26 protein-coding genes are annotated in these 23,958 nt (G+C 46.3%); 15 read left to right on the top strand and 11 right to left on the bottom strand.

The features are described from left to right. The first annotated feature begins 1 nt into the window (after position 1). The 11 genes from IT393_02565 to IT393_02515 all read left to right on the top strand — a co-directional run bounded on the left by IT393_02565 (position 2) and on the right by IT393_02515 (position 9,671). Positions 2–1,141 (top strand): type II secretion system F family protein, encoded by a 1,140-nt coding sequence (locus IT393_02565; protein MCC7201534.1) that lies wholly within the window; start codon positions 2–4, stop codon positions 1,139–1,141. 30 nt (positions 1,142–1,171) lie between these two features. Next, positions 1,172–1,711, top strand: a complete 540-nt coding sequence (locus IT393_02560) for a type II secretion system protein (GenBank protein ID MCC7201533.1) — start codon at positions 1,172–1,174, stop codon at positions 1,709–1,711. Positions 1,712–1,760: 49 nt separating this feature from the next. Further along, entirely contained in the window at positions 1,761–2,588 is an 828-nt protein-coding gene (locus IT393_02555; GenBank protein MCC7201532.1) for a prepilin-type N-terminal cleavage/methylation domain-containing protein, read from the top strand. After that, a complete protein-coding gene (locus IT393_02550; protein ID MCC7201531.1) occupies positions 2,554–3,000 on the top strand; it encodes a hypothetical protein in 447 nt (148 codons plus the stop codon). The genes IT393_02555 and IT393_02550 overlap by 35 nt, the downstream gene beginning before the upstream one ends. After that, positions 2,987–3,946 (top strand): prepilin-type N-terminal cleavage/methylation domain-containing protein, encoded by a 960-nt coding sequence (locus tag IT393_02545; GenBank protein ID MCC7201530.1) that lies wholly within the window; start codon positions 2,987–2,989, stop codon positions 3,944–3,946. Before IT393_02550 ends, IT393_02545 begins: the two co-directional genes overlap by 14 nt. Positions 3,947–4,312: 366 nt before the next feature. Then, positions 4,313–5,695 carry a hypothetical protein gene (locus IT393_02540; GenBank protein ID MCC7201529.1) on the top strand — a complete coding sequence of 461 codons (1,383 nt, stop codon included), beginning with the start codon at positions 4,313–4,315 and terminating at the stop codon, positions 5,693–5,695. Beyond that, positions 5,685–6,785, top strand: coding sequence for a type IV pilus assembly protein PilM (gene pilM / locus IT393_02535; protein MCC7201528.1), 1,101 nt, complete (start codon positions 5,685–5,687; stop codon positions 6,783–6,785). Before IT393_02540 ends, pilM (IT393_02535) begins: the two co-directional genes overlap by 11 nt. Beyond that, positions 6,778–7,431 carry a hypothetical protein gene (locus IT393_02530; GenBank protein MCC7201527.1) on the top strand — a complete coding sequence of 218 codons (654 nt, stop codon included), beginning with the start codon at positions 6,778–6,780 and terminating at the stop codon, positions 7,429–7,431. Before pilM (IT393_02535) ends, IT393_02530 begins: the two co-directional genes overlap by 8 nt. A gap of 2 nt (positions 7,432–7,433) precedes the next feature. Then, positions 7,434–7,973, top strand: coding sequence for a hypothetical protein (locus IT393_02525; GenBank protein MCC7201526.1), 540 nt, complete (start codon positions 7,434–7,436; stop codon positions 7,971–7,973). Continuing rightward, positions 7,970–8,338: a hypothetical protein gene (locus IT393_02520; protein ID MCC7201525.1), complete on the top strand. Its 369-nt coding sequence runs from the start codon at positions 7,970–7,972 to the stop codon at positions 8,336–8,338. The genes IT393_02525 and IT393_02520 overlap by 4 nt, the downstream gene beginning before the upstream one ends. Before the next feature lie 4 nt (positions 8,339–8,342). Continuing rightward, on the top strand, positions 8,343–9,671 hold the full coding sequence (locus IT393_02515) for a hypothetical protein (GenBank protein MCC7201524.1): 1,329 nt from the start codon (positions 8,343–8,345) through the stop codon (positions 9,669–9,671). Here IT393_02515 and IT393_02510 read toward each other — a convergent pair. Continuing rightward, positions 9,659–10,258: a hypothetical protein gene (locus IT393_02510; GenBank protein MCC7201523.1), complete on the bottom strand. Its 600-nt coding sequence runs from the start codon at positions 10,256–10,258 to the stop codon at positions 9,659–9,661. The two genes, IT393_02515 and IT393_02510, sit on opposite strands and share 13 nt — an antisense overlap. Before the next feature lie 83 nt (positions 10,259–10,341). Between IT393_02510 and IT393_02505 the strand changes: the two genes are divergently transcribed. The 4 genes from IT393_02505 (at position 10,342) to IT393_02490 (ending at position 14,286) form a co-directional block, all read left to right on the top strand. Continuing rightward, positions 10,342–11,256, top strand: coding sequence for a branched-chain amino acid transaminase (locus tag IT393_02505; protein MCC7201522.1), 915 nt, complete (start codon positions 10,342–10,344; stop codon positions 11,254–11,256). 142 nt (positions 11,257–11,398) lie between these two features. Next, positions 11,399–12,442 carry an AmmeMemoRadiSam system radical SAM enzyme gene (gene amrS / locus IT393_02500; protein MCC7201521.1) on the top strand — a complete coding sequence of 348 codons (1,044 nt, stop codon included), beginning with the start codon at positions 11,399–11,401 and terminating at the stop codon, positions 12,440–12,442. Then, complete coding sequence (locus tag IT393_02495) at positions 12,420–12,833, top strand: archease (protein ID MCC7201520.1); 414 nt, start codon at positions 12,420–12,422, stop codon at positions 12,831–12,833. Before amrS ends, IT393_02495 begins: the two co-directional genes overlap by 23 nt. A 22-nt stretch (positions 12,834–12,855) precedes the next feature. After that, the gene (locus IT393_02490; GenBank protein MCC7201519.1) at positions 12,856–14,286 is read left to right on the top strand and encodes an RtcB family protein; all 1,431 of its coding nucleotides are present in this window, start codon (positions 12,856–12,858) and stop codon (positions 14,284–14,286) included. Positions 14,287–14,357: 71 nt separating this feature from the next. On the opposite strand, the gene gspN is transcribed toward IT393_02490, so the two are convergent. The 10 genes from gspN to gspG form a co-directional block, all read right to left on the bottom strand. After that, positions 14,358–15,245 (bottom strand): type II secretion system protein GspN, encoded by an 888-nt coding sequence (gene gspN / locus IT393_02485; GenBank protein MCC7201518.1) that lies wholly within the window; start codon positions 15,243–15,245, stop codon positions 14,358–14,360. Between the two features lie 12 nt (positions 15,246–15,257). Then, complete coding sequence (locus IT393_02480) at positions 15,258–15,818, bottom strand: type II secretion system protein M (GenBank protein MCC7201517.1); 561 nt, start codon at positions 15,816–15,818, stop codon at positions 15,258–15,260. Positions 15,819–15,820: 2 nt separating this feature from the next. Beyond that, positions 15,821–17,437 carry a pilus assembly protein PilM gene (pilM, locus tag IT393_02475; GenBank protein MCC7201516.1) on the bottom strand — a complete coding sequence of 539 codons (1,617 nt, stop codon included), beginning with the start codon at positions 17,435–17,437 and terminating at the stop codon, positions 15,821–15,823. After that, entirely contained in the window at positions 17,427–19,625 is a 2,199-nt protein-coding gene (locus tag IT393_02470) for a hypothetical protein (GenBank protein MCC7201515.1), read from the bottom strand. Before IT393_02470 ends, pilM (IT393_02475) begins: the two co-directional genes overlap by 11 nt. 303 nt (positions 19,626–19,928) lie before the next feature. After that, positions 19,929–20,555, bottom strand: a complete 627-nt coding sequence (locus IT393_02465) for a carboxypeptidase regulatory-like domain-containing protein (GenBank protein MCC7201514.1) — start codon at positions 20,553–20,555, stop codon at positions 19,929–19,931. Next, the gene (gene gspK, locus IT393_02460) at positions 20,552–21,499 is read right to left on the bottom strand and encodes a type II secretion system minor pseudopilin GspK (protein ID MCC7201513.1); all 948 of its coding nucleotides are present in this window, start codon (positions 21,497–21,499) and stop codon (positions 20,552–20,554) included. Before gspK ends, IT393_02465 begins: the two co-directional genes overlap by 4 nt. Beyond that, positions 21,477–22,121, bottom strand: coding sequence for a prepilin-type N-terminal cleavage/methylation domain-containing protein (locus IT393_02455; protein MCC7201512.1), 645 nt, complete (start codon positions 22,119–22,121; stop codon positions 21,477–21,479). The genes gspK and IT393_02455 overlap by 23 nt, the downstream gene beginning before the upstream one ends. Further along, complete coding sequence (gene gspI, locus IT393_02450; protein ID MCC7201511.1) at positions 22,102–22,482, bottom strand: type II secretion system minor pseudopilin GspI; 381 nt, start codon at positions 22,480–22,482, stop codon at positions 22,102–22,104. The genes IT393_02455 and gspI overlap by 20 nt, the downstream gene beginning before the upstream one ends. A 464-nt stretch (positions 22,483–22,946) precedes the next feature. After that, positions 22,947–23,462 (bottom strand): hypothetical protein, encoded by a 516-nt coding sequence (locus IT393_02445; protein ID MCC7201510.1) that lies wholly within the window; start codon positions 23,460–23,462, stop codon positions 22,947–22,949. Then, positions 23,431–23,868, bottom strand: coding sequence for a type II secretion system major pseudopilin GspG (gene gspG, locus IT393_02440; protein MCC7201509.1), 438 nt, complete (start codon positions 23,866–23,868; stop codon positions 23,431–23,433). The genes IT393_02445 and gspG overlap by 32 nt, the downstream gene beginning before the upstream one ends. Positions 23,869–23,958: the final 90 nt, after the last annotated feature.

Raw genomic sequence — 23,958 nt, 5'->3', positions numbered from 1 at the left:
CATGGCAATATCAACCATAGAAGACAAGGACACAGTGAGGCAGCGGCATCCGGTGGATATATTCAGGAACCTGGACTTCTCTGCAATGAGGCTGAGAAAATCAGGGAGGGTGCCCTCAAGAGAAATCATATTTTTTGCGGATCAGCTCTCACTGATGCTTGCCACAGGGACGCCGTTAAATAAGAGCATTAATATAATCAGTACACAGATAAGGAATAGTGAATTAAGAATAATACTGCAGGGAATTGTAAGGGATATAGAAGATGGGAGGTTGTTGTCTGAGGCTATGAACAGGCATCCTGAGGTCTTTTCATCAGTTTACATCAGCATGATAAAGGCCGGGGAGAGCGGTGGTTTTCTCAAAGAGATGCTCGGGCAGATTGTATCGCTGGAGACGAAGAATCAGGAGTTTCTTTCTACAGTCAGGGCGGCAATGTATTATCCTGTCTTCCTGAGTGTATTTGCGTTGTCAGTTGTCTTGTTCATAGTAGTCTATGTGTTTCCAAAATTCGGCAGCATGTTTGATGAGATATATGACAGCCTTCCGCTGACCACCAAAGTGCTGATGGCATCAAGCAAATTTCTTGTATCATATTGGTATTTCATAATCATATTTATTGCCCTTTCGTGGTATGCGGCAGTTAAATTCATCTCAGGCGAGAAGGGGGGCATGTATTTGGATACTGTCAGGTTGAGGATGCCTGTGATAAGAGAGTTCTTTATCAAGTTGTACGTCTCGAGGCTTATGAGGACACTGGGCGCCCTCGTGAACGGTAATGTACCCCTTCTGGACTCCCTCTGCATCTCATCCGGTGTGGTCGGAAACAGGGTATTTGCTGAGTTGATTGGGAAGATATCGAAGAGCGTCGAAGACGGCAAGACCATATCTCAGCCTGTCTCAGAGAGTCCATATTTCCCGGAAACCGTAAAGCAGATGATAAGCACAGGGGAGGATACAGGCACACTCGATAAGGTTATGCCGAGACTTGCCGATTATTATGACAAGGATATAGAAAGGACGCTTAAAAGGATTACAACAATAATGGAGCCTGTCCTGCTCGTTGTAATGGGCGGCGTTATAGGGGTTATTGTGATCTCACTAATACTCCCTATTTTCAGGCTTACAAGGAGCATACACTGATTTTAACACGTAACCAAAGGAGGATATGCAATGTTTAAGAGGTTGAGCAATAAAAAGGGATTTACACTGGTTGAACTGCTTGTCGTGGTAATCATACTTGCCATACTTGCTGCAGTTGTAATACCACAGCTGAGGTCATCCTCTCAGGATGCAAAGCTTTCAGCCCTTGATTCAGACCTGAGCACGGCAAGGAGCGCCATTGAGCTTTACTACCACCAGCATAACAGTGTCTACCCTGGAGTTATCAAGCAGCACAAGGGAGTAGCACATACAAGCACTGAGGATGCCTTTGCAAAACAGCTTATTTACTGCTCTGATTCAGCCGGTAATACAACCGATACTTGTGACTCAACCACGTATAAGTTCGGTCCGTATTTAAAAAAGAGTGTTCCAAAGAATCCTCTGCCGAACAGCAATACGACTGAGGTACAGTCAACAGGCATAAAGGTGGATATTGTGACAGCTGCTATTGGTACAGCAACAGCCGATGATACTGCAAGCAAAGGGTGGTTGTTTGTACAGCAGACAGGGGAGTTCTTTGCAAACAATTCAACTTATGCAAGCAGGTAGGAGGACCGGAAGTACACACTTATCTGAAGGCTGGTAAAAGGGAGAAGGTGTGAGAAGGGGAGAAAAAGGATTCACCCTTATAGAGCTTGTCCTGGTCATAGTGATTCTTGGCATTGTAGCCAGCGTTGCAATACCATCCGTAAAGGGTGTTATGGATGAGGCGCTGCTCGATGAGGCAGTACAGGAAGTAGTCAATATGCTCAGATATGGAAGAGACCTTGCGATGCATAACAACACCTCAAGGATTATTGACTTTGATCCTGCCCAGGAGTCCTGCACCCTGTTAACAGGTTATGTCTCATCAGGGAATAATCTTCTGAGGTTCGACAATGAACAGAATCCCCCTGCGAGTGAGACGTGGGGCGTAAGAAATATAAGGGTGTCAAACGGAGACACAGTATTATTAGCAGACAATAATGGGTACGGCAATATCCCCGGAGGTGATACATCACATGTGGATCGCGTTGATTATAACTTTAATGGTTCTGGTGAGAATATTAAACTTGCCTACAGTCTGTATGATTCCGATACGGCGGAAGAAATAGCAATATATTTTAACGGCGCCAGGATTACTGACGCAGGCAAAGGAATAAACAGTAACTGGACAAAGACCAGGACGATAGACCTTCCGGTAGTGGTAACAGGGGATGCGTCTGTAATCAATGAGCTGGATAAGAAAGCCGCTTCTATCAATTTTAATACTTCTCCGAGGCTCAGTGGTGTGGATATAGTTTCGGCGCTGTTTGGAATGGGTGACGATATTATATTCCATTCCGACGGCTCACCATCTCAGGGAGGTACGGTTGTATTATTATTCAGGGGAAGGTCAAAGACCATCACTGTTGAATCAGTTACAGGCAGAATATCGGTCCAGTAAAAATCCTTGTCTCAACAATATTGGAATAACGCTGCTTGAAGTCCTGATAGCAACCCTTATCATCTCTGTCATTGTATTCCCTCTGTTTATTTCTTATACATCAGCATCCCGTTCAAATAGCAGCGCTGAAAAGGCTGCTGCTTCGGCCTATTACGCACAGGGCAGGCTCGAAGAGGTTGTTGCAATGAACTTTAGTGACATAAGTGTAAGCAGTCCGCAGGGAACCCCTGTGCCTGCATTATCCGATACCGTCACCATACAGGGGAGGACAGTGAACAGAAATGTTTATGTGGATTTGTATGACGGGGATGGTGATGCCGTCCCTGATGCAGATTTGAAAAAGATTACCGTAACTGTTGATGAAACATCCCTTGATACACTAATGGCAGATTATCCATATGATACATTTTAATAACGTCCCCCTTAATCTGTCTTTTTCAAAGGGTAAAATCAGCTTCCCCCTTTTGGAAAAGGGGGGTAAGGGGGGATTTGAAAGAATATTTTCAAGCGAAAAAGGAGTAACCCTGATTGAACTTGTTATCGTTATCCTTATCGTCTCCATTATTGCCGCAGGTTTAAGTGAATTGCTTTCAATCGGCCTTCTGTCATCAAGAGAAAACAGGGTCAAATCAGAGCTCCTTGATTCTGCCAATTATGCGATGAACAGGATGCTAAGCGCTGTACGGGAGACAGACGTCGTCCTTATACCAACGAATGCAAATGCAGTCCGGGATATCCTTGCAATCAGCGCCATGGTTGACAATGACAACGATGGCCGGATAGATGAGGATGGTAGCGGCGACATTGGCAATGACGGCCAGCCTGGACTTGCCGGTTTTGATGATGACGGCGACGGCAATACTGATGAAGGAGGGGCAGGGGCAAAACTTGATGACGACGAGGATGGGAGCACTGATGAAGATACCCAGGGAGATGGCCTCGATAATGATTCCGACAGCAATTATGATGAAGAATTAATTGCTGACATGAATAGCGACGGATGTCCTGGTGTCTGTTCACAGGATGATGATGGTGACGGCTCTGTTGACGAAGGGAGTGTAGCTGATGATGATGAGGATGGCGCCGTTGATGAAGACCCTGTTGACCCGCTTATATATTATGTAAGCAGTGGTTCACTATATGAAAGGAAGGTCGTCTGGAACCCATCTGCAGGGACTAATGTCATAACCAATAATAAGCTTACAGACAATGTTTCACAATTCAGGGTGGAACGCCTCCTCGGCGTGAACGGAAAGACTGTAATTAAGATAAGGATAGAACTGTCTTCCGGAAAAAGCGGCAATGTTGTATTTGAATCAGAGGCATATCCAAGAATGATGAGGGCAGTAACGCCATAAAAATCCCCCTTAATCCCCCTTTTTCAAAGGGGGAAAGTATTATCTATCTGTCTAAAAGGGGGACAGTATTCTCTATCTGTGTAAAATGGGGAAAGTAATTCTTCTCTGTATAAAAGGGGTAAATCAGTTCCCCCCTTTACTAAAGGGGGGAGAGGGGGGATTTGAACGGGGATTTTCAGGTGCACCGTCATGAGCCCTTCGACTGTCCGGCACGCTCACAGCTCAGGGCTCACAAAGGGTCATGAAAACGTCATTCCCGCGTAAGCGGGAATCCAGACCGGGGCCTGGTTCTGGATTCCCACTCCCCGCTTAAATCCTGCGGGGACAGGTTCCGTGGGAATGACGGGTACTTAGGAGTATTTTCAGGTGAAACAGGAAGGTTTTTCATTAGTCATAGTAGTTTTGCTGATAGCCATGCTCTCCTCGCTTGCCATAGTTGCAACGAAGATCGGCGGGTTAAGGGTTGCTTCCATGTACGGCGCTGTCAGGGAAAAACAGGCGTATTACATGGCTGATGCCGCATTTCAGCATGCACTGTTCAAGCTGAATCAGGACAGCACCTGGAGGGGTGACATTAATGATAAGCCTTTTGCCGGCGGCACATACAGCCTCAATGTAAGTCAGACGAGCTCTAATGATGATATCACTATCACTGCAACAGGTTCAGCAGGCGGGACTGAACGCACTATTGTCAGAACTATACCACCGCCGGACAAGCCATTTATAATTATCGCCTTTGCAGGAACAGGGACTCAGGGTTGGTCAGGTAATAACGGCCCGGCGCTGAATGCCAGGCTTAACAGGCCAAGGGGAGTTCACAGGAATGCTGCCGGCGATGTCTACATTGCAGACAGGAGCAATCATCAGATCAGATATATAAATGCCGTTTCAGATAATATACATGCCATGGCAGGGGTCGGGACAGTCTCAGGATATAATTGTAATAATTGTAATCCATTGACTGCCCGTTTGAATGCTCCGGAAGGTGTGTTCATTGATAGTACAGGCAATGTGTATATTGCTGACACAAGAAACCATATAATACGTAAGGTTGTGGCAGGAGGAAACATCATTAATGTGGCAGGCACCCCCGGCACACAAGGGTCAAGTGGCGACGGAGGCCTGGCTGCAAATGCGAGACTAAGGAGTCCTAAGGATGCGGTGTCTGACAGCAACGGTAATATTTATATAGCTGACACAGGCAATTGCCGAATAAGAAAGGTAAATGCGGCGACCTCGGTTATTACTAATTTTGCCGGAACAGGCACCTGTGGTTATAACGGAGATGGTGCAGCAGCGACATCAAGGCGGCTTAACAGTCCGGCACAGATTGTATTTGACAGTAATGAAAACCTCTATGTTGCTGACACAGGCAATAACAGGATAAGGAGGATTGATAAGATAACCGGGATAATTACAACAGTGGCAGGCGGCGGGGCCGGAGGCGATGGCGGAATGGCAGTTAATGCGCAGCTAAACGCCCCTGAAGGGATAACGATAAATAGCTTTGATACCATGTATATTGCTGATTCGGGCAACAACAGGATAAGAAGGGTGGATGGGGCAACCGGCATAATTACTGCTCATGCAGGGACAGGCACGCAGGGAAATACCGGAGATGGCGGGCTTGCGATAAATGCAAGGCTCAACAGGCCAAGAAGGGTAACCGCCTTTGATGATGTGGATGGCCACTTAATTATTGCCGATACCAATAATAACAGGATTCGTGAGGTTTCGAATGCGTATTAATAAGTACCACAGGCCTCAATATTCGCCAATAGGGATTGATATTGGGACACGGTCTATAAACATCGTGCAGTTGGCCGGTACATCAGACACTATTGTCATGCATGACGCTGACTCATTACTTCTCCCTCCGGATGAACTGGTCAGGGAAGATGTAATAATAAGTGTATTGTCTGACATGATGAAGCGCAATGACTTCAGGGGAAAGGATGTCGTATATCGTATGCACCCCTCCCTGGTCAGTATTGCACCTGTGAAGATATCAAAGAGGGATAACGAGACCATTGAGCAGTCAATATTGCGTGAAGCCAGGGAATATATTCCGTATCCGGTTTCTGAGGCTGTAATTGATTATCTGCAGTTAAAGAGCACGGAGGAAGCTGAGGGAAAATCCTTCAAGGTATTGCTTGTATTTGCCAGGAGGAGCGACATAATCAATCACATGAACATGCTCAGAAAGGCAGGTTTCCGTGTTCTGGCCATTGATATAGGTCCCAATGCATTGAACAGGACTATAAAAAGATTTAAATCATCGTCTGATAAGCGCATCCTGGTAATCAATATAGGTCATGCAAGCAGTTTCTCAACAATCCTGTGGGATGAGTCAATCCTGATAGACAGAAAAATGGGGTGGGGATTGAACAACATCACGGAAAAGCTTGCCTTGAATCTTGATGCAGGCAGCGATGAATCTGCAAGGATGCTCTATAAGTATGGGATTGACTGTATTTCTGTGCCTGCTGTTACGCTTGATCAAAACAGTTGTCTGATCCCTGACAGTGACATCCCGGCCCATTTATACGAAATAGTAATGCCGGCGCTTTCTGAACTTAACAGAGAGATTGAGAAGGTGCTCGTATATTGCACATCAGAGATGAAGGGGGCCATGATTGACACGATCTATCTTATGGGAAGCGGCGGACTACTCAAGCAACTTACAGAATATGTACACAAGATATTTGGTATTACAGTGAGTGTGTTCGAGCCTGCCGGGCTTTTTGGCGATCCAGGGAGATTAAAGGATATAGTGCGGGATAATTTCCCCGTATTTATGGTTCCCATAGGCCTGGCTCTAAGGGGTTACGATGCGTGAATATGACATTAACCTGATCCCGGATGATATACTCCGGCGAGAAGCGCTTATGCAGAGGATGAAGTCCTGGGTGTTTCTTGCAGCAGGAGTCGTGCTGTTTCTGATTGCACTAAACCTGGGTATTAAGATCATGAATAACCATGCATTAAAAAAGATTACTGCGCTTGAGTCAGCAGGTGAAATGGTTTCAGGAAAGATGATACAGGAAAATGAAGTGCAGGCCAGGGAATTAGAGTTATTAAAACTTAAGGATACGGTTGGCCATCTCTCGAAGCATAGCCCTGTAATGGCCGTATTCGCTTCTGTTGACAGGGCAATTAATTATAATACTGTATTGACACACTTAGAGTTCAGTTCACAGTTTCCAGCTTTGCAAAAGAGTGGCAAAGGGGCGGCTGGCAGCGGGAGTTATTTCAGCAATACAGCACCTGTCAGGGTGTCTGGCGGGAATGATAATATGCTGATAATGAGAGGTATGTCGCTGTCCAATTCTGATCTTGCGGTGATGCTGGCAAAGTTATCGGATAACAATATCTATTCATCGGTAAATCTCAAATATTCGCGTTCAGGTGATCTGGAGGATGGGATGCCCATAAGCTTTGAGATAGAATGCATGTTGAACGATATGATTTATGTGAGCCAGTAAAGATGCGAATACTGAAATACTTGAATATAAAGATACTGGATCTGACATCAGCGGGTGTAATATTAGTCGTCTGCCTCTTGTTTTTCTCACTATTTCTGAAAGATGACATCTCGAAATATATTTTACTGCGGCATAAGTTATCTTCACTCAGGAGCGCCGCAGAGCTGAGTCCGTCAATGTTAGAGGAGCAAATGAAGAAATTATCTGATGTCGCCTCCCTTGAATCTGAGATGAATGATTATATCCGAATATTCGACACGAAAAACAGGACGCCGGAAGTCCTCAGGTATATAACTGATATTAGCCGCCGGTACAGGATTGAGGTCTCCTCAGTAGAACCGGGTGAGGTTGTAAGAGGTGATAAGTTTACCAGGAGGATGTATACGACAATACTGTCCGGCGGATTCTATGATGTCTACAATTATATGTATCGGATAGAGGAGGACTGGAAGGCTGTAAAGATTGAGCGTGTTGTTATGGATAAAAACAGTGACAACAGAAGGATACAGGTCGTATTAACCATGGCAGTGTTATCAATATGAAAAGGGTGATTTTTATAATAGCGGCTTTTCTTCTGGTTTGTCCGGCATACCTGCAGACACACACCTGCGCAGAAGAGATTAAACCCGGGAATGCCCCGCAGATTTCCAGGAATCCCTTTGTCCTTACGCCATACAGGCCTGCAGAGCGGGATGATGCAGGGATGCAAAAAGAGACAAATGAGGGCAGTGTAATAAACATGAAGGTTAAGGGCATAATGATCGGCAGTGATTATGCTGTTGCCCTTATAGGTCACAGGCTTTTAAAGACCGGGGATGTTATCGGCGAGTTTACAGTTTCAGAAATATCACGTTCCGGTGTTACGTTGTTAAATGGAGACAGGGTTATTAATATCTATATGGAGTAAATAAATGGATAATTTCTTTAAAAGTGCTGTAATCATAGTATTCGCAGTCACATTTCTCCTTCCAGGGATATCAGAGGCAGTCTACAGTGAAGATGTGCTGACTGAGATACGCTTCCATGAAGCTGACCTTCAGGATGTAATCAGGACACTGTCGGAGCGGGGAGGCTTCAATATTGTTTCCGGTCCCAAAGTATCCGGCAGGGTCACGTATGACCTGAAGAATGTGACGGCCAGGCAGGCACTTGACGCAGCCCTCAGGATTAACGGGTATGGGATTGAGCGTATAGGAGATATTATGTTTGTAAGGCCTTTGGATATGTCCGGCGGTCAGCAGGAGACAAAAGCGGATAGCAGGGAATTACCGTCAGAGCAACAGGTATCCGGAATGCTTTACAGCAAGAGTTACAGGATAGTGTACAGTGATGTTTCCGAGATGGCATCTGCCGTGGGGGGGAACGTTTCGAGGTACGGTAAGGTCACAGTCAACAAGGCAAATAATGTTATTGTCGTTGAGGATACAGCTGAAAGGATGAAAAAGATTGATGAACTCATCAGGAACCTTGATGTTATTCCGCGGCAGGTCCTGATTGAGGCCAGGATCCTTGAGGTGCGTCTTGGAGATGATATGCAGCTTGGTGTGGACTGGAGCAATGTCTTTAAAGGCGGGGATGCCACATATAATCTTAGTGTCGAAAACTTTGCCCGCCGGCCTGCTACTTCAGGTTCTTCCGGCCTTTTTTTTGAGATAGTAACACCGCACTTTGATATGTTTCTGAACGCGCTTCAGGAAAAGGGTGACCTCAAGACCCTTGCCACCCCAAGGCTGCTTGCCCTCGACAACAGAGAGGCAGAAATAATTATCGGCGGAAGACTCGGGTTCAGGGTCACGACAACTGTGAATCAGGTCACGACTGAAAGCATAGAGTTTCTTGACGTTGGCACAATGCTGAAACTTACCCCCAGGATAAGCGATGACGGTTACATCCTTTTAAGCATACATCCTGAGGTGAGTGAAGGTGTTGTTGATCAGGGATTGCCGTCTGAAACAACGACAGAAGTTACTACAAGGGTCATAATAAAGGATGGGGAGTCCATCTTTATAGGCGGGCTGATAAGGGACAGAAAAGAAAAGACGATCCAGCAGGTGCCGCTGCTTGGAGCCATCCCATTTTTAGGGCCACTTTTCAGAAATACAACTGACAGCGTCTCAAGAACAGAAACGGTAGTAATGATTACACCGCATATTGTAGATGCAGGGAATTCTGCCATTATTCGGATGGACAAAGACAAGCTTGAGTCATTTGAACCAGACGGAATCCCTCAGTTGAAATAGAGAAACATAAAATATGTTGTCGCCGATGCAGCAACCGGTATAGTTAGATTATCATTTATCCTCACCGGAATTAGTTCTATTACAGCCCCTGTCACTGCCCCTGTAATTATTGCATAGACTGACAGTTTATCCCACAGTACATGAAGAAACAGACCGGCAATTACTGCTGCTGTAAGGAAGGCCAAACTTCCTTCAAGGCTCTTTTTCCCGATCCTGAGCCTCCCGAAATTGTATCCGATTATATAAGCAGAGGGATCGCCGACTGCAAGCACCGTCATCGAAAAAAGCGCTATCTCCTTTGGAAACAGGAGCAGGGCAATCATGGCCCCAAGCAGGTAGTAGAGTGAACCCGTGGGCCCGTGTCTCTCTTCACTCCTCATCATAATTCCAAAGAAGTGAATAAACATCCTGTTGATCTCTGGCAGAAATAGCCTGGACGATTCTATAGCAGCGGCTAAAAACAAGAGGATTAATACCAAATAGACATCTGCAGGTTCAGGAAGATATGAGACAACAAAAACAAGGGTGAGGCCTGCCAGTGAATGATAAAGCTGTCTTAAACCGGATATCCCTGCCATGTTCTGCATACTGTAAATTACTTGTTGAAAATTGACAAGACATTATTGTTGTTGCTATAGTGTCAACACGTCAACTGCAGGAGGTATGAAGAATGCTCAAAGCGTCTGAAAAGATCTGGATGGATGGGAAGCTTGTGAACTGGGGAGATGCCAATGTCCATGTCCTGACCCATACACTTCATTATGGAGTAGGCGCCTTCGAGGGCATAAGATGTTACAAGACAGGGGCAGGACCGGCCATTTTCCGCCTTGACGAGCACGTTGACAGGCTTTTTGCATCCGCCCATATCCTGCAGATAGATATACCGTATACGGCAGAGCAGATAGCGGATGCGATAAAGGATACCGTAAGGGTAAACAGGCTTGAGTCATGTTATATAAGGCCAATAGTCTTTATTGGTTATGGTTCAATGGGGTTGTATGTAGAGGATAATCCAATAAGTGTAGCCGTAGCTGTCTGGGATTGGGGCGCTTATCTTGGTGAAGAAGGGCTTGAGAAGGGTATCAGGGCCAAGATATCCTCTTTTACGAGACATCACGTCAATATATCCATGACCAGGGCCAAGGTGCCGGGTTATTATGTAAATTCGATACTTGCAAAAAAAGAGGTTAAGGCAGCAGGATATGATGAGGCCATTTTGCTGGATCCAGATGGTTATGTTGCAGAGGGGAGTGGTGAGAATATTTTTATAGCCCGGAAGGGAATACTGAAGACCACGCCGCTGACTTCTATTCTGGCAGGCATTACAAGGGAGTCCATTATAAAGGTCGCAGGGGATATGGGGATTAAAGTTATCGAAGAAAGGTTTTCGAGGGATGACCTCTACATAGCTGATGAGGCGTTCCTTACAGGCACGGCAGCAGAGCTCACACCCCTTCGTGAGGTTGATAATAGAGTTATAGGCAGTGGCAAGCCCGGTCTCCTTACAAAAAAACTACAGGATGCCTTTTTTGCCATAGTTCAGGGGAGGGACAGCCGGTATAAAGAATGGCTGACGCCTGTGTAGCATAAGGTTCATCCGCCACTTTAAGCCGGTCATAAAGGCCGGCGCTGCATTTGTTTACACCATTTTATAATCCTATCCATAATCAGCGTATTGCAGTTTGCCCTCTGCAGTGTTAGACTAAATTTACCCTTGGGAGTGTACCATGAAAGAGGCATTCCTCTACGAAAAGCTTGAAAATAAAAAAGTTGTCTGCAATCTCTGCGCACACAGATGCCGCCTCCCGGAGGGCAAAACCGGCATATGCGGCGTCAGAAAGAACATTGAAGGGGAACTTTATACACTTGTTTACGACAAACTAATATCCGCGCACACTGATCCCATAGAAAAAAAGCCACTATTCCATTTTCTCCCAGGTTCAACATCCTTCTCTGTAGCAACAGTGGGGTGTAATTTCAGATGCCTGCACTGCCAGAATCATGAAATATCACAGAAGCCCAGGGATGAGCATATTATACAGGGGAGTGATACGCCTCCTGCGGATATTGTTGAAACCGCAGTGAGGTACGGCTGCAGAAGTATTTCATACACTTATACAGAGCCTACCATTTTTTTTGAATTGGCATATGATACAGCCAGGATAGCCAGGGAAAAGGGGCTGAAGAATGTCTTTGTAACAAACGGCTATATGACAGGTGAGGCCCTTGAGATGATCTCTCCATATCTTGATGCCGCCAATGTAGATCTTAAATTCTTTAATGAAAAGATGCACAAAAGGATTTGCGGAGCATCAAGGGACCCTGTCCTGTACAGTATCAGGAAGATGAAGGAGCTTGGGATATGGGTAGAGGTAACCACACTCATAATTCCTGCAAAGAATGATTCTGATGAGGAATTACGGCAGATAGCGGAATTTATTAAGGGGGTCGGCCCTGAAATCCCGTGGCATGTGAGCGCATTTCATCCAGTATATAAAATGACTGACATCCCGCGCACCCCGGCTTCAACCCTCTACAGGGCACGAAACATAGGCTTGAACACAGGATTAAAATACGTATACACAGGCAACATACCCGGTGATGAGGGGGAGCATACATTATGTTATAACTGTAAGGCTGTTCTGATCCACCGTTTTGGTTTTGAACTTGTTGAAAATCATATTGTTGATTCGCGCTGTCCATTCTGCGGGGCCATCATAGATGGTGTGGATATGGACCGGAGAGAATATGAAGGCATACGAAACATTTGAACACAGGGCGGACATAGGGATAAGGGGTTTCGGCAAAAGGGTCGAAACAGCGTTTGAAAATGGGGCCAGGGCGATGTTTTCTGTGATCGTTGACATAGCTGATGTAAAGGCTCAGGAGAGAAAGGAAGTGTACTGTGAGGCCCCTGATAATGATTACCTGTTTGTCGAATGGTTAAACAGCCTTCTCTCAGTGGCTCATCTCAGCCGCATGGTATTCAGCAATTTCGAAGTTGAGTTAAGCGGCAATCAGCTAAAAGGCACTGCATGGGGTGAGCTGATAGACCCTGCGAGGCATAAGTTGATGACAGAGGTGAAGGCGGCAACATACAGTATGCTGAAGGTTGGCAGGGAAGATGATATGTATGTTGCCCAGTGTATTGTAGATGTTTAGACTTTAATCTCATGGTTCAGATATGGAAATAAAATCGCTTGTAAAGATTACTGATTTTATCTGGGAGATCCCTGCCGAAGGCGCGATGCGCGTCCCGGGCAGGATTTTTGCCAGCGAGACACTTGTTGAAGAATTGGATGACAACGTCGTGAAACAGATCAGGAATGTCGCATGTCTTCCCGGAATACAAGAGGCTTCTCTGGCAATGCCTGATGCCCACTGGGGGTACGGGTTTCCTATAGGCGGAGTCGGCGCTTTCGACCCAAATGAGGGTGGAATAATCTCAATGGGAGGCATAGGGTTTGATATCTCCTGCGGTGTAAGGACAATGCGTACAGGAATGACGCGGGAGGATATTCAGCCTCATCTGGAAAAGCTAAGCGACAGGCTCTTTGCAATAGTCCCTGCCGGTGTCGGCTCTGAGGGTAAAATCAGGTTGAGCCAGCAGCAGATAGATGAAGTGCTCGTCGGAGGGGCAGGGTGGGCAGTATCCAGGGGTTATGGCCGTAAAGAAGACCTTCTGTACATAGAGGAAGGGGGTGTAATGGATGGGGCTGACCCGTCCCATGTTTCCTCTACTGCCAAACAGAGACAGTTCAGGGAGGTGGGGACGCTTGGCTCAGGCAATCACTATCTGGAGATCCAGTATGTTGCAGAGGTATATGATGAGAAAATCGCCTCTGCGTTTGGATTATACAAAGACGACGTCGTTGTATCAGTGCATTGTGGTTCCCGGGCACTTGGACATCAGATTGGCACAGATTACCTGAAGACGCTTGCAGAGGCGTCACGAAAATATAACATACCCATCATTGACCGGGAGCTTGTTTGCGCGCCTATTGATTCTCCTGAAGGGCGCAGGTATTTTTCTGCGGTATGTGCAGGCATCAACTGTGCCCTTGCAAACAGGCAGGTCATCTCTCACCTTGTACGCGAGGCCTTTTCTGATGTTCTACCCAGGGCTCGGATTTCCATGCTCTACGATGTGAGCCATAATACATGCAAGGTTGAAGAGCATGTTGTCGGCAGTAAGATGAAGCGGTTATATATACACAGAAAGGGTTCAACGAGGGCATTCGGACCTGGACGGAAGGAGATCCCGGAGGATTACAGGTCAGTTGGACAGCCTGTCCTGATCGGCGGCACTATGGGCACATGTTCTTATATCCTTGCCGGAACAGAGGCAGGGATGTCTAAGGCCTTTGGTTCAGCCTGTCATGGTGCAGGAAGGGCGCTCAGCCGGACGCAGGCTAAAAAGAAATGGAGGGGCGATGCACTTCTAAGAGACCTGGCAGGCAGGGGTATCATCATAAGGGTGCATTCCTACTCAGGCGCAGCAGAAGAGGCCCCGGGCGCCTACAAAGACGTCACAGCCGTAGTTGACGCCACCCACAAGGCAGGTCTGGCAAGAAAAGTGGCGATGGTAAGACCAATGGCCTGCATCAAAGGCTGAGATAAATGGAGATAAATAGGGACAGCGACTATTTATTTGAAACAAATAAATAGTCGCTGTCCCTATTTATCTCAAATCCCCACAGTTGGTTTGGCAGGGTCTCCCTTGATATGCAGTGTATAATATCCTTCCCTGTCCCTTGTTGATGAAATAAAGGATAGTATCCCCTGATATTGAGCCTTCATCTTCTCACCTACTGAAAACCTGATTGCCAGGTCGAGACTGCCCTGTTCACTTCCTGATGCAAGTTTCACGCTGCCTGTTATTGAACCTTTGATGTCGCTGTTCTTGAATCGTATCTCTTTAAGTGAGATGGTGTTCTCTTTAATATTAACAGTCCCGTTAATTTCATCGAGTGGGATTTCCGGAATGGCAAAGCCCATGACCCTGAGTTTGCCAAACTTGCCGTCCCTTATCAAAATCCTGATCTGTCCCTCTGGTCTGTTTCCGGCAAGCCTTAAAACCAGGTCTCCATTTGCCTTCCCTTCAAGCGTCACAGGAACTGTCTTAAGAATGTCAACCCTCGACATATCAATGTTTGACCAGTCAGCCTTAAGAAGCCTGTTGCTGCTCCTCATAGTTATGGTTCCCCGGACAGTCCCTCCATATAGAGAAGCTGAGACGTTGGATACCGGGCTCATAGATGCGATACTCCCTAAAGGTATTTCCACTCCAAGGTTGTCAATCCGGACGATGGGATACGCTGTCGCAGCCCCTCTCTTCCTCAGTTCCATGCCCGTGAACCTGAGGCCGGCCGGAAACCGCCAGTTATAGCCTGAAGACCTGATATCCGTTGCCGTGGCCTTTTCAATCTCATAGATAATGCGTTTCCTTATCGTGTCCCTCGGAAACAGGATTATAAAAAAGAGTAGGAATGAAGCAAGACAAAAGAGGGTGTAAAGGACAATGCCCCTGATATTCCTTTTTATAAACAGTCCGGTATTATTTAATATTTTCAAGCTTGTCCCCTGCTACTTAACCTTTTCGTAGAATGAAACTACAACTGATGCATCCATCAGCCCAGGATCATCAAACCTGCTTTTCAAATGCATAGTCCTTACCTTCAGAGGATAGGCAGAGCCCTCAATGAGATAAAGATATGCAGTCATCTGTTCCAGCACAACGCGCTCTATCTTTACCTCAATAGATGACTCCCGGAAATTCTCTCCGATAGGAATGACGCGCGGTTTCATGGACACCACCCTGTCCCGAATCTTTGCCTGCGTGGACACATTTTCCATAAAGGTAAGAGGTGAGAACCCCTCTTTTGTCCGTGACGCCCCCTTTTCCAGGTCCGTATATTCCTTTTTAAGTACAGTATATTCTTCCTTCAATTGAAGCATATTCTTATATTGCTCTTCCTTCTGCTTTGTCATTCTGAGCAATGTTGAATACCTGTCCGACAAAGGTCCTACAACAGCCCCGTAAATGATTATGGCTATTGCCCCGATAGTACCGAAAAACAGGATAGCCCTTTCCCGGTGGTTTAATCTTGAATTAAGTTTTGTCAGATACTGGATTGAATTTTTCATAATTACATATCTGCAATTATCCTGAACTTTACCTTCTGTTGATCAGCTGATAATTTTGCGTCTGAGACATCCACCTTTTTAAAGAAACTCACTGATTCAAACTCTTTTTTTATCTTCTCGACTGATTCAAAACTGTCCGTCTCACCCTGGATCCTGACCTTGCTCTTGTCAATCATAATATCGTCAACATTGACCTGCAGATCTTTGGGCACCTTCTCAGATAATGTATTGAGGATGTCAAGGGAGGTAATTACGCCTTTTGTGCCGCCCCCAAGGGCTTCAACCTTCTTTCTCAATTCATCAACAGAACTTCTGAATTGCTGGTTCTCATCCACTATGTTCCTCGCTTCCGGGAATGTCTCTGTGAACACCCTTCGCATCTCAGCGCGAATTTCGTTATATCTTGCCTCCCTGTAACGGAAGTTTAAGTAGAAATCGGCAAGGCCGAGGATTGTTACTGCTATAACTGCAGCTATAATGTAGATGATGCGTCCTGTATTTACGGCGGACTCTTTTCTACTGACATGTTCACCCTTTTTGAAATTGATGCCGGAAGTGTGCTTCCTGCGGGTGCCGCACAGGGCCAGCCCAATGCCTGTGGACAGGGACAAACCAGCGTCCTCATCTGCCTGAAGCCTCTGAATAAAATCTCCTGGTATGCTGAATCTTTCCACATCCATGTGGAGTTCCAGAGAAAGGAACTTGTCCAGATTGCGAAGCCGCGCCCCTCCGCCTGATATATAAAGTTTTGATACCGTCTCATCGCTATTGATTTCATAGGCATGAAGACTCTGTATCAGTTCAGTGACAAGCGGCGCCAGCCCGCCCATGATGGCTGAAGAGAGGTCAGGGACAGAATTAGTCCCTGTTCCCACAGATGACTGCGAACCATTATTTCCGGAATCTTCCCCTGAAACGACCCTCGACAGTGATACTTCTGAACCAAGCTTCCTGCCCTCAGCCTCCTCAGTACTGCCTCCGCACGCATCCTTTATCGCTGCAGTGACATTATTTCCGCCCCTCAGGAATGTCCTTACAAGCGCGGGCTTGCCTTTAGAAACTATGCACAGATTGCTTCGTTCAGCGCCTATATCAAGCAGTGCCACGGTATCTTCCGTCCTGTACCACTGCATGAATGCGTGATACAGGGCAAGAGATTCCAGCTCTATTATCTTTGCATCAACAGATGCATCTTTCAATGTATCAATATGGTCCTGCAGGGTTTGCTTCTTCATAAGCGCTACGCATACAGATGTCCCGTTGCCGGGACTGGCGCCATTCCCTTTTGACAGGATTATCTGGTCTATGACCATTTCATCAAGGTGGAAGGGGGTCAGATTTTCAATTTCGTTTGGTATGACCCTGCTGATTTTTGATTCATCAGAGAACGGGAGCTGAAGATAGTGTACAGAGACGGTATTGCCCGGCACAGAGCTTACAACCATGTCAGGATTGAGGTTGCCTTCCTGAAAGATTGACCGGATAAGACCGCGGACATCTCCGTTAGCGAGGTTTTTATCAATATACGTGACAGGCTCAATCCTGCCGAATCCTTCCCTGAGAAGCACGGCCTTTATTGAGTGACTGCCTATGTCTAACCCTAAGATTTTACGGGACATAATTTTTTAACAGGGTTCCGGCCTTAAGTCCTGATATGATCATTAAAAATGCAATGATGATCATTTCGCCTGACGAAAGCTTAAGCATAACCCAACTAATTATTATAGCAGGAATTAATAATATCTTCACTATCACTTTTAATGCAGGGTTTCCGGATATTATCTCTGCTATCGGCGGACTGATCTGATAATATGAAGATACAAACCATCTGCCTGGTTTATTTGTAAGCAGGTACGCATCCCTGAAATCTCTCAGAATGCCCACATATGGATGGATAGATGTGCCGAATGCAGCCGTTGCAATGAAACACCTTGAATCGCCTGATACTCTGCATCCTCTTGGTTTTCCGGCAGCTGCAATCGCCGGACTTACAGCAGACAGGGTGGCATAACCTGGCGGTGTCAGGGCTGGGAGTGAAGCAGAAATTGTTCCACCGGTCACGGTATTGGTCAATACAGCAAGACCGCTTGCGTTGATTATTATGTCCGGAGGATCACTGCCCCATGCAGTTCCTGACTTTAGAACATATTTGCCATTGTCATCCTTCATAATGAGACGATACTGCTGTTTGCCGTTGATGCCATTATCTCCTGTTACTACAGTTGATGTGCTGGGCTTTATATCAATTGAAATAATATCTCCATTGTAAGCCGCCGTATAGGATACCGTGAGGTTAAAGTCCTCCTGAGTCGTAAATGAGTGGTTAATGGGGATGACAACGACGTTTTCGTATGGACCTCCTGCACCAAATCCGTTGACTGTTACAGAACCGGCGTTATTTGTATCCGTCACTATTTCAGTTATATCATATGCAGTTTTATCTGCATTAAAGCCCGTAACCATGACGCCAACATCACTGCCTCCATTAAAATCTATTGACAGATTCCCGCTGCCATGTGGCGCAGAAAAGGAATAATATTTCGAGGCAAGCTTTGGTAATGAGACACCTGTATAGGCTTTGGAAGCAGAAAAGCCGGGGATATCATCTTCGTAATAAACTTCAATCTTCCCGAGATTTGGGTCGGGATTTACTGTTTGCCATGACTTATACCACAGGGCATCTTCATAAGTCATAGTGGCATTGGCAACCCTTAGCTCCCCCAGTTCCTCCTCAAGCGTCACACCCCTGTCATTCAGTGCACTGATAACAGCTGAGAGGGCATTGACAGCCGGACCACTGTTCTTCATCCTGTTCCAGACATCATATACAAACTCAGAACCATATTTCTCTGTCAGGTGTTTTATCCAGATGGCTGTGCCGTAAGCATATAAGGACTGTGAGGGATCACCCGCGCATCCTGATCCTGAGTAGGTATCAAGCGGCAGATACGGGTGCTGAAACCAGTAGTATATATAATTGATATAGTCATTGACATCCGGGTATACATGGTCTTCCATCCAGGTGGCAGATGCCTCCATCCACCAGCCATTGGTGCATATGTCATCGCTTATCTGGAACTGGACAGTGTGGAAGAATTCATGTGCTGCAACAGCCTTCATGTCACCCGGGATATCACCATCAGGGTCAGTGTTAGGAGGGAAATACAGGGCGAAATCATTCTCAAAGATCATATAGACCCTGGCTGCGGTGTCGCCTTCGTCAATCTGTGTGTATCCATATGCATCTATATCCGCCAGATATACGTCAAGCAGGCAGTCACCCCCTTCTGTCCCGTCTGACGGGGGGGCGTCATAACCCATGACTTCTATTTCAGTTGTCCACACATGGTCAAGTATGTCTGCAAACCTCTCCACATAATCCGGTACCCCGTCTGCATCTGTGTCGTTTGCAGGGACAGCGTCCCCGCCCGAATTATCCGTTGTATAGTGGATCCTGAAACGTCCCTGAGGGCTTGCATAACTCTGAAGTGTTATGCCGGTTCCGTACAAGTCTGTCAGAGTAGCACTTCTTCCCTTTGCCAGAATCCTGCTGTTTTCACTGGACAGGAGGTGCCTGTTCTGCCTGGCCTCCATCAGGATAGTGGTCGCAGACTTGATTATTCCCCTTGACCTGTAAATTGAAGGGAGTGATTCAGGCCGCAGAATAGCATCAATCTTGTAATTCAGGGCCTCCTGTTGATTTATCTGCCCGGTCTTGTATGCCCTGTTAATAAGGTCAATGCTGTTTAAATCCCTTGCTGAGCCATAAGCCGGGGAGAAGACGAGCAGCAGCATAATTGCAGGCACCAGGGTCAACCCCTGTATTATCCGGGACCTGTTTCGCGATTTCCTAATGCTACATTTCACCCGAAAATCTCCGTTATTTACCACAAAGACACAAAGGACACAAAGATTTATATGTTAGACACGTCATCCAAACATACTCCTGTGTACCCGTCATTCCCGCGGAACCTGTCCCCGCAGGATTTAAGCGGGGAGTGGGAATCCAGAATCAGGCCGGTGTCTGGACTTCCGCTTACGCGGGAATGACGGGTACTTAAACCTTTGTGAGCCTGAGGCTCATTGCGGCCCACCCGAAAATGATCCTGCTCAATCAATCAGGACGATCCCTGACCTTATGTTCCTTATGACTGTCTTTCCAGCTACAGCCTCAACAACCTGTTTCTCCCCCGCGCCTTCTGCACGAAGCACATATCTTCCTGCAGGGACCTCAAGGATAAATTGACCGTCCTTATTAGTCCTTGATTCTGCCGCTATCCCGTCTCCTTCCAGCCAAATGCTTCTTTCCTGGCCGAAGCGGTTAATCCCGCTTTGATATCTTATCTTGCCTCCCTTTACAGGTTGATATACGACACCTGCGATATAGCCACTCTTCTCTGACTCAGCCCTTTTCATAGTGACCGGATACTCCCTGCTATCAAGCCTGTTCTTTTTGACATTAATAATTGACGGTACAAAACCGTCCCTGGTGAAGAAGAGTACTGCATAGAGTCCGTCAGAGACCGGCAATCGTGATATACTATACGCCCCTTTATCGTCACTCCTGATCCGCTGGATGGTAAAGCCGTCAAATATGCCGATTTCTGCATCGCTGACCGGCATATCATGTGTATCTTTAATTACCCCTGAAATAGTATACGGTGCTACGGGCGCCGCGAATCCTGCAAATAACAGCAGGCTCAGCAGCGCTGTCAGACTCCATCGCAGTTTAATCATTCAACCCTCCAGTAGATAATATCAGTTTTTTTATTATCCCTTTTTACTATGGCATTTATCTTTTTTCTGATATTGTTGACCTCTCCGGTTGATGTAATGGAAAAAAAGCTGCTCTTTAATGTTATGAATTGTCTTATGTGGCCAAGCGCCTCATCGCTCATCAGACCTCTCCCGTTTGTCCCGAAGCCCAGATCATTTACGTCCTCAAAGGGATTTTCCATCCTTGAATTTATTACATCATCAACTGTGCTGTCTGAAAGCAGGTGAGACAGTGCAAACACTGACCTCAGCACCTCTTTCTTCGCAGTATTGACATTTATCTTTCCGTCAGATGGTACGACTGTTACGAAGTTTTTCATTTTATCGAATGCCTCATTATCTGCATCCTTTATCAATCTTAATTCCTGCAATGAGTCAGGCAGGTTGTTTTTTGCCTCGTAAGGGTCTTCGAGGCTTTCATAATAACTGCTTTCTGCGCCTCCGCCAGGCCGGTCATTATTATTTGCATCAATCCAGTCGGATATGGCTTCAGTTATATCCTCTTTTAATTCGAGGCGATCAAGAAAATTATTCATCAATTCGTGCCATTTATCACCCGAATCACCGGCTAATTTATTTACGTTGATCTTACTGCTTTCATCTTCAATTTCAACCGAAACAAAACCATCCCCAAGCGGGATGGGCGGCAGCTTCTGTGCCCATGTTTCATTGAGGTTATCAACGTTTGGATTTTCCTTCAGATCCTCCTCAAGCACCGCAATTGCAAAAGTTACACCTGACTTCGCCAGATAATATGCCTTAATATCATCTCTGAAGTTTGCGGCTGCACGCGCTTCAATACGCATGCCTGAACTAAACTCCAGGATCAGCACTATAAGGAGTGTCAGTACAAGGAGCGTTATGACGAGGGCAATGCCCTTGTTATTTCTGAGCTGATATTCCACTCAGCGGTATCTCCATGATGGTTCTGAATGACTTCTCGATGCCATTTCCGTCTTTGGTGATCAGTGTGATCTCTACAGCCTCCGGCAATTTCTTTGTGACTCTTGAGTCCCAGCTCTCAAACCATACCCCTTCATCGAGATACCTGAAATCAAGCCCGGCAATCTCTTCGCACAACTCATATGTCCTTCCCCCGAAAGTGGGGTTGGGATCTATGCGGTTCTTCTCCCTTTTCATCAGGACAGAGGCGCCCTCATAGTCCTTTCTCAGAAAATATCCCACCTCCATCTGATCAGATTCCCTTGCATCACTGCTGCGCCGTATGTGTGAAAAAGATGTGAATTCAATCTGGTCGCTCGGATAGCTGGCCTCATAATCATCTGTCCCCACAAAAAATGTGTTGTCATTTGCGGCTGACAGGAATGCCATGCCAATGTCACTGGTTATCCTGCTGAATGCCGCACGTACGCCCCGAAGTCCTTCAACAGCAGATTCAGTTCGTCCTATGACACGCCGGGTCTGCACAAAACTTCCATATATAGTAACCATGATGATGCCAAGAATAGCGGTGGCTATCAGCACTTCCATCAATGTAAAACCGCTGTTACTTCTTTTCCCTGACATAATTGACTAATCCGATGCTCCTCTCTGAGCCCCCTTCTCCCCAAAGGACTTCAACTTTAACCTCTCTGATATTTTCATATGGAGTTTCTGAAACAGACGTCCTCCATCTGTATTGAGAATAATTATCCCCGAAATCACCGGTCTCTTCGCCTGTGTCTGGAAAAACTTCCTGTCCGGCCTCGCTGATCTTTTCAGACGCCAGCAAAGTGGCTATCGTTGCCTGTTTTGCATAATCAGCGCTAAGAACGCTCTGATTCCTTGAGTGCAGGAGGACTACAAAAGAGGTTGCGATGATTAGCAATGCAACCATGACCTCAAGCAAAGTGAAGCCATTATTTTCTAATGTTGAGTTTTGTTTCACTCGAAAATACTCCTAAGTACCCGTCAATCCCACGGAACCTGTCCCCGCAGGATTTAAGCGGGGAGTTGGAATCCAGAATCATGCCCACGGTCTGGATTCCCGCTTACGCGGGAATGACGTTTTCATGAACCCTGGTGAGCCTGAGTCTCATGACTGTTCACCTGGAAATGCTCCTATTCACCCGTCCTAAGTACCCGTCAATCCCACGGAACCTGTCCCCGCATGATTTAAGCGGGGAGTGGGAATCCAGAACCAGGCCTCGTTCTGGATTCCCGCCAACGCGGGAATGACATTTTCATGACCCTTTGTGAGCCCTGAGCTGTGAGCGTGCCGAACAGTCGAAGGGCTCATGACGGTTCACCTGAAAAGAACCGTTCAAATCCCCCCTACCCCCCTTTATTAAAGGGGGGGAACTAATTTCCCCCTTTGGAAAAGGGGGATTAAGGGGGATTTTCATGATCTTTTCACTCATCCGTCACTTCCACGTATCCTTCACTTATCCGTACCTTTCCTGTAAGCGGCGCTGTTACAAGGGTATAGTCTTTTTTCCCGTCTGATATATGTATGGTATTTTTTTCAACATATCCGTCAGGGAAAAACCTTATATACACTTTATCTTCTGTAATTTTCCCTCCAGTCTCCAGTATGATATCTTTTATATATATCCTGTCAGGCAAACTGATCTCTCCGGCTGATTCCGATATAATTGATGTGTCTTCATCTCTTATTTCAGCATAAGAGTATTTCCGGTTGGCAATATCAAAGACAATCTGATATGGCCTTTTTTTCATGATTGATTCATCATAGACTGATTGTATTGTGCCTGAGATTTTTCTTGCAGTTGTACGCAGTCTTGAATCTCCCAGATTATCCAGTCTGGGAACGACAAATACCAGAATGACGCCTATCAGCAGAATAATGATGGAAAGCTCGATAAGGGTATAGCCTCTATTCGATGTTCCAGCTCTGAATATCGGCATTCTTTCCTTCTCCCCCCTCCTCTCCGTCTGCAGCATATGAATAAAGATCAAAATCACCATGCACGCCAGGGCTTATGTATACATAGTTGTTGCCCCATGCGTCTTTGGGTATCTTGTCTATGTAGCCCCCTTCCTTCCAGTTCCTGGGGATCTCTCCAATCGCAGGTTTCTCTACCAGCGCCTGAAGACCCTGATCCGTAGTAGGGTAGTTGCCGCTGTCAAGTTTATACAGGTCAAGCGCAGACTGAAGGTTTTTTATCTGCACCGCTGTTTTGGTGCGCTTTGCCTCCTCAGTGCGTCCCATCAGCCTTGGCACGACAATGCCGGCAAGCAGGCCGATAATGATCAACACAACCATAATCTCAATGAGCGTAAAACCCTCATTCCTTCGTAAAATCCTTTTCATCCTGTCTCCTTTCACCTTAAAATTCCGTTTCAAATCCCCCCTTTCCCCCCTTTACTAAAGGGGGGAGCTGACATCCCCCTTTTATACAGA

Source organism: Nitrospirota bacterium, assembly GCA_020851375.1.
In the GTDB taxonomy this organism is placed as follows: Bacteria; Nitrospirota; 9FT-COMBO-42-15; order HDB-SIOI813; family HDB-SIOI813; genus RBG-16-43-11.
Note: the sequence above shows the minus strand (reverse complement) of the source record. Positions and strands in the feature narration are given on the sequence as shown.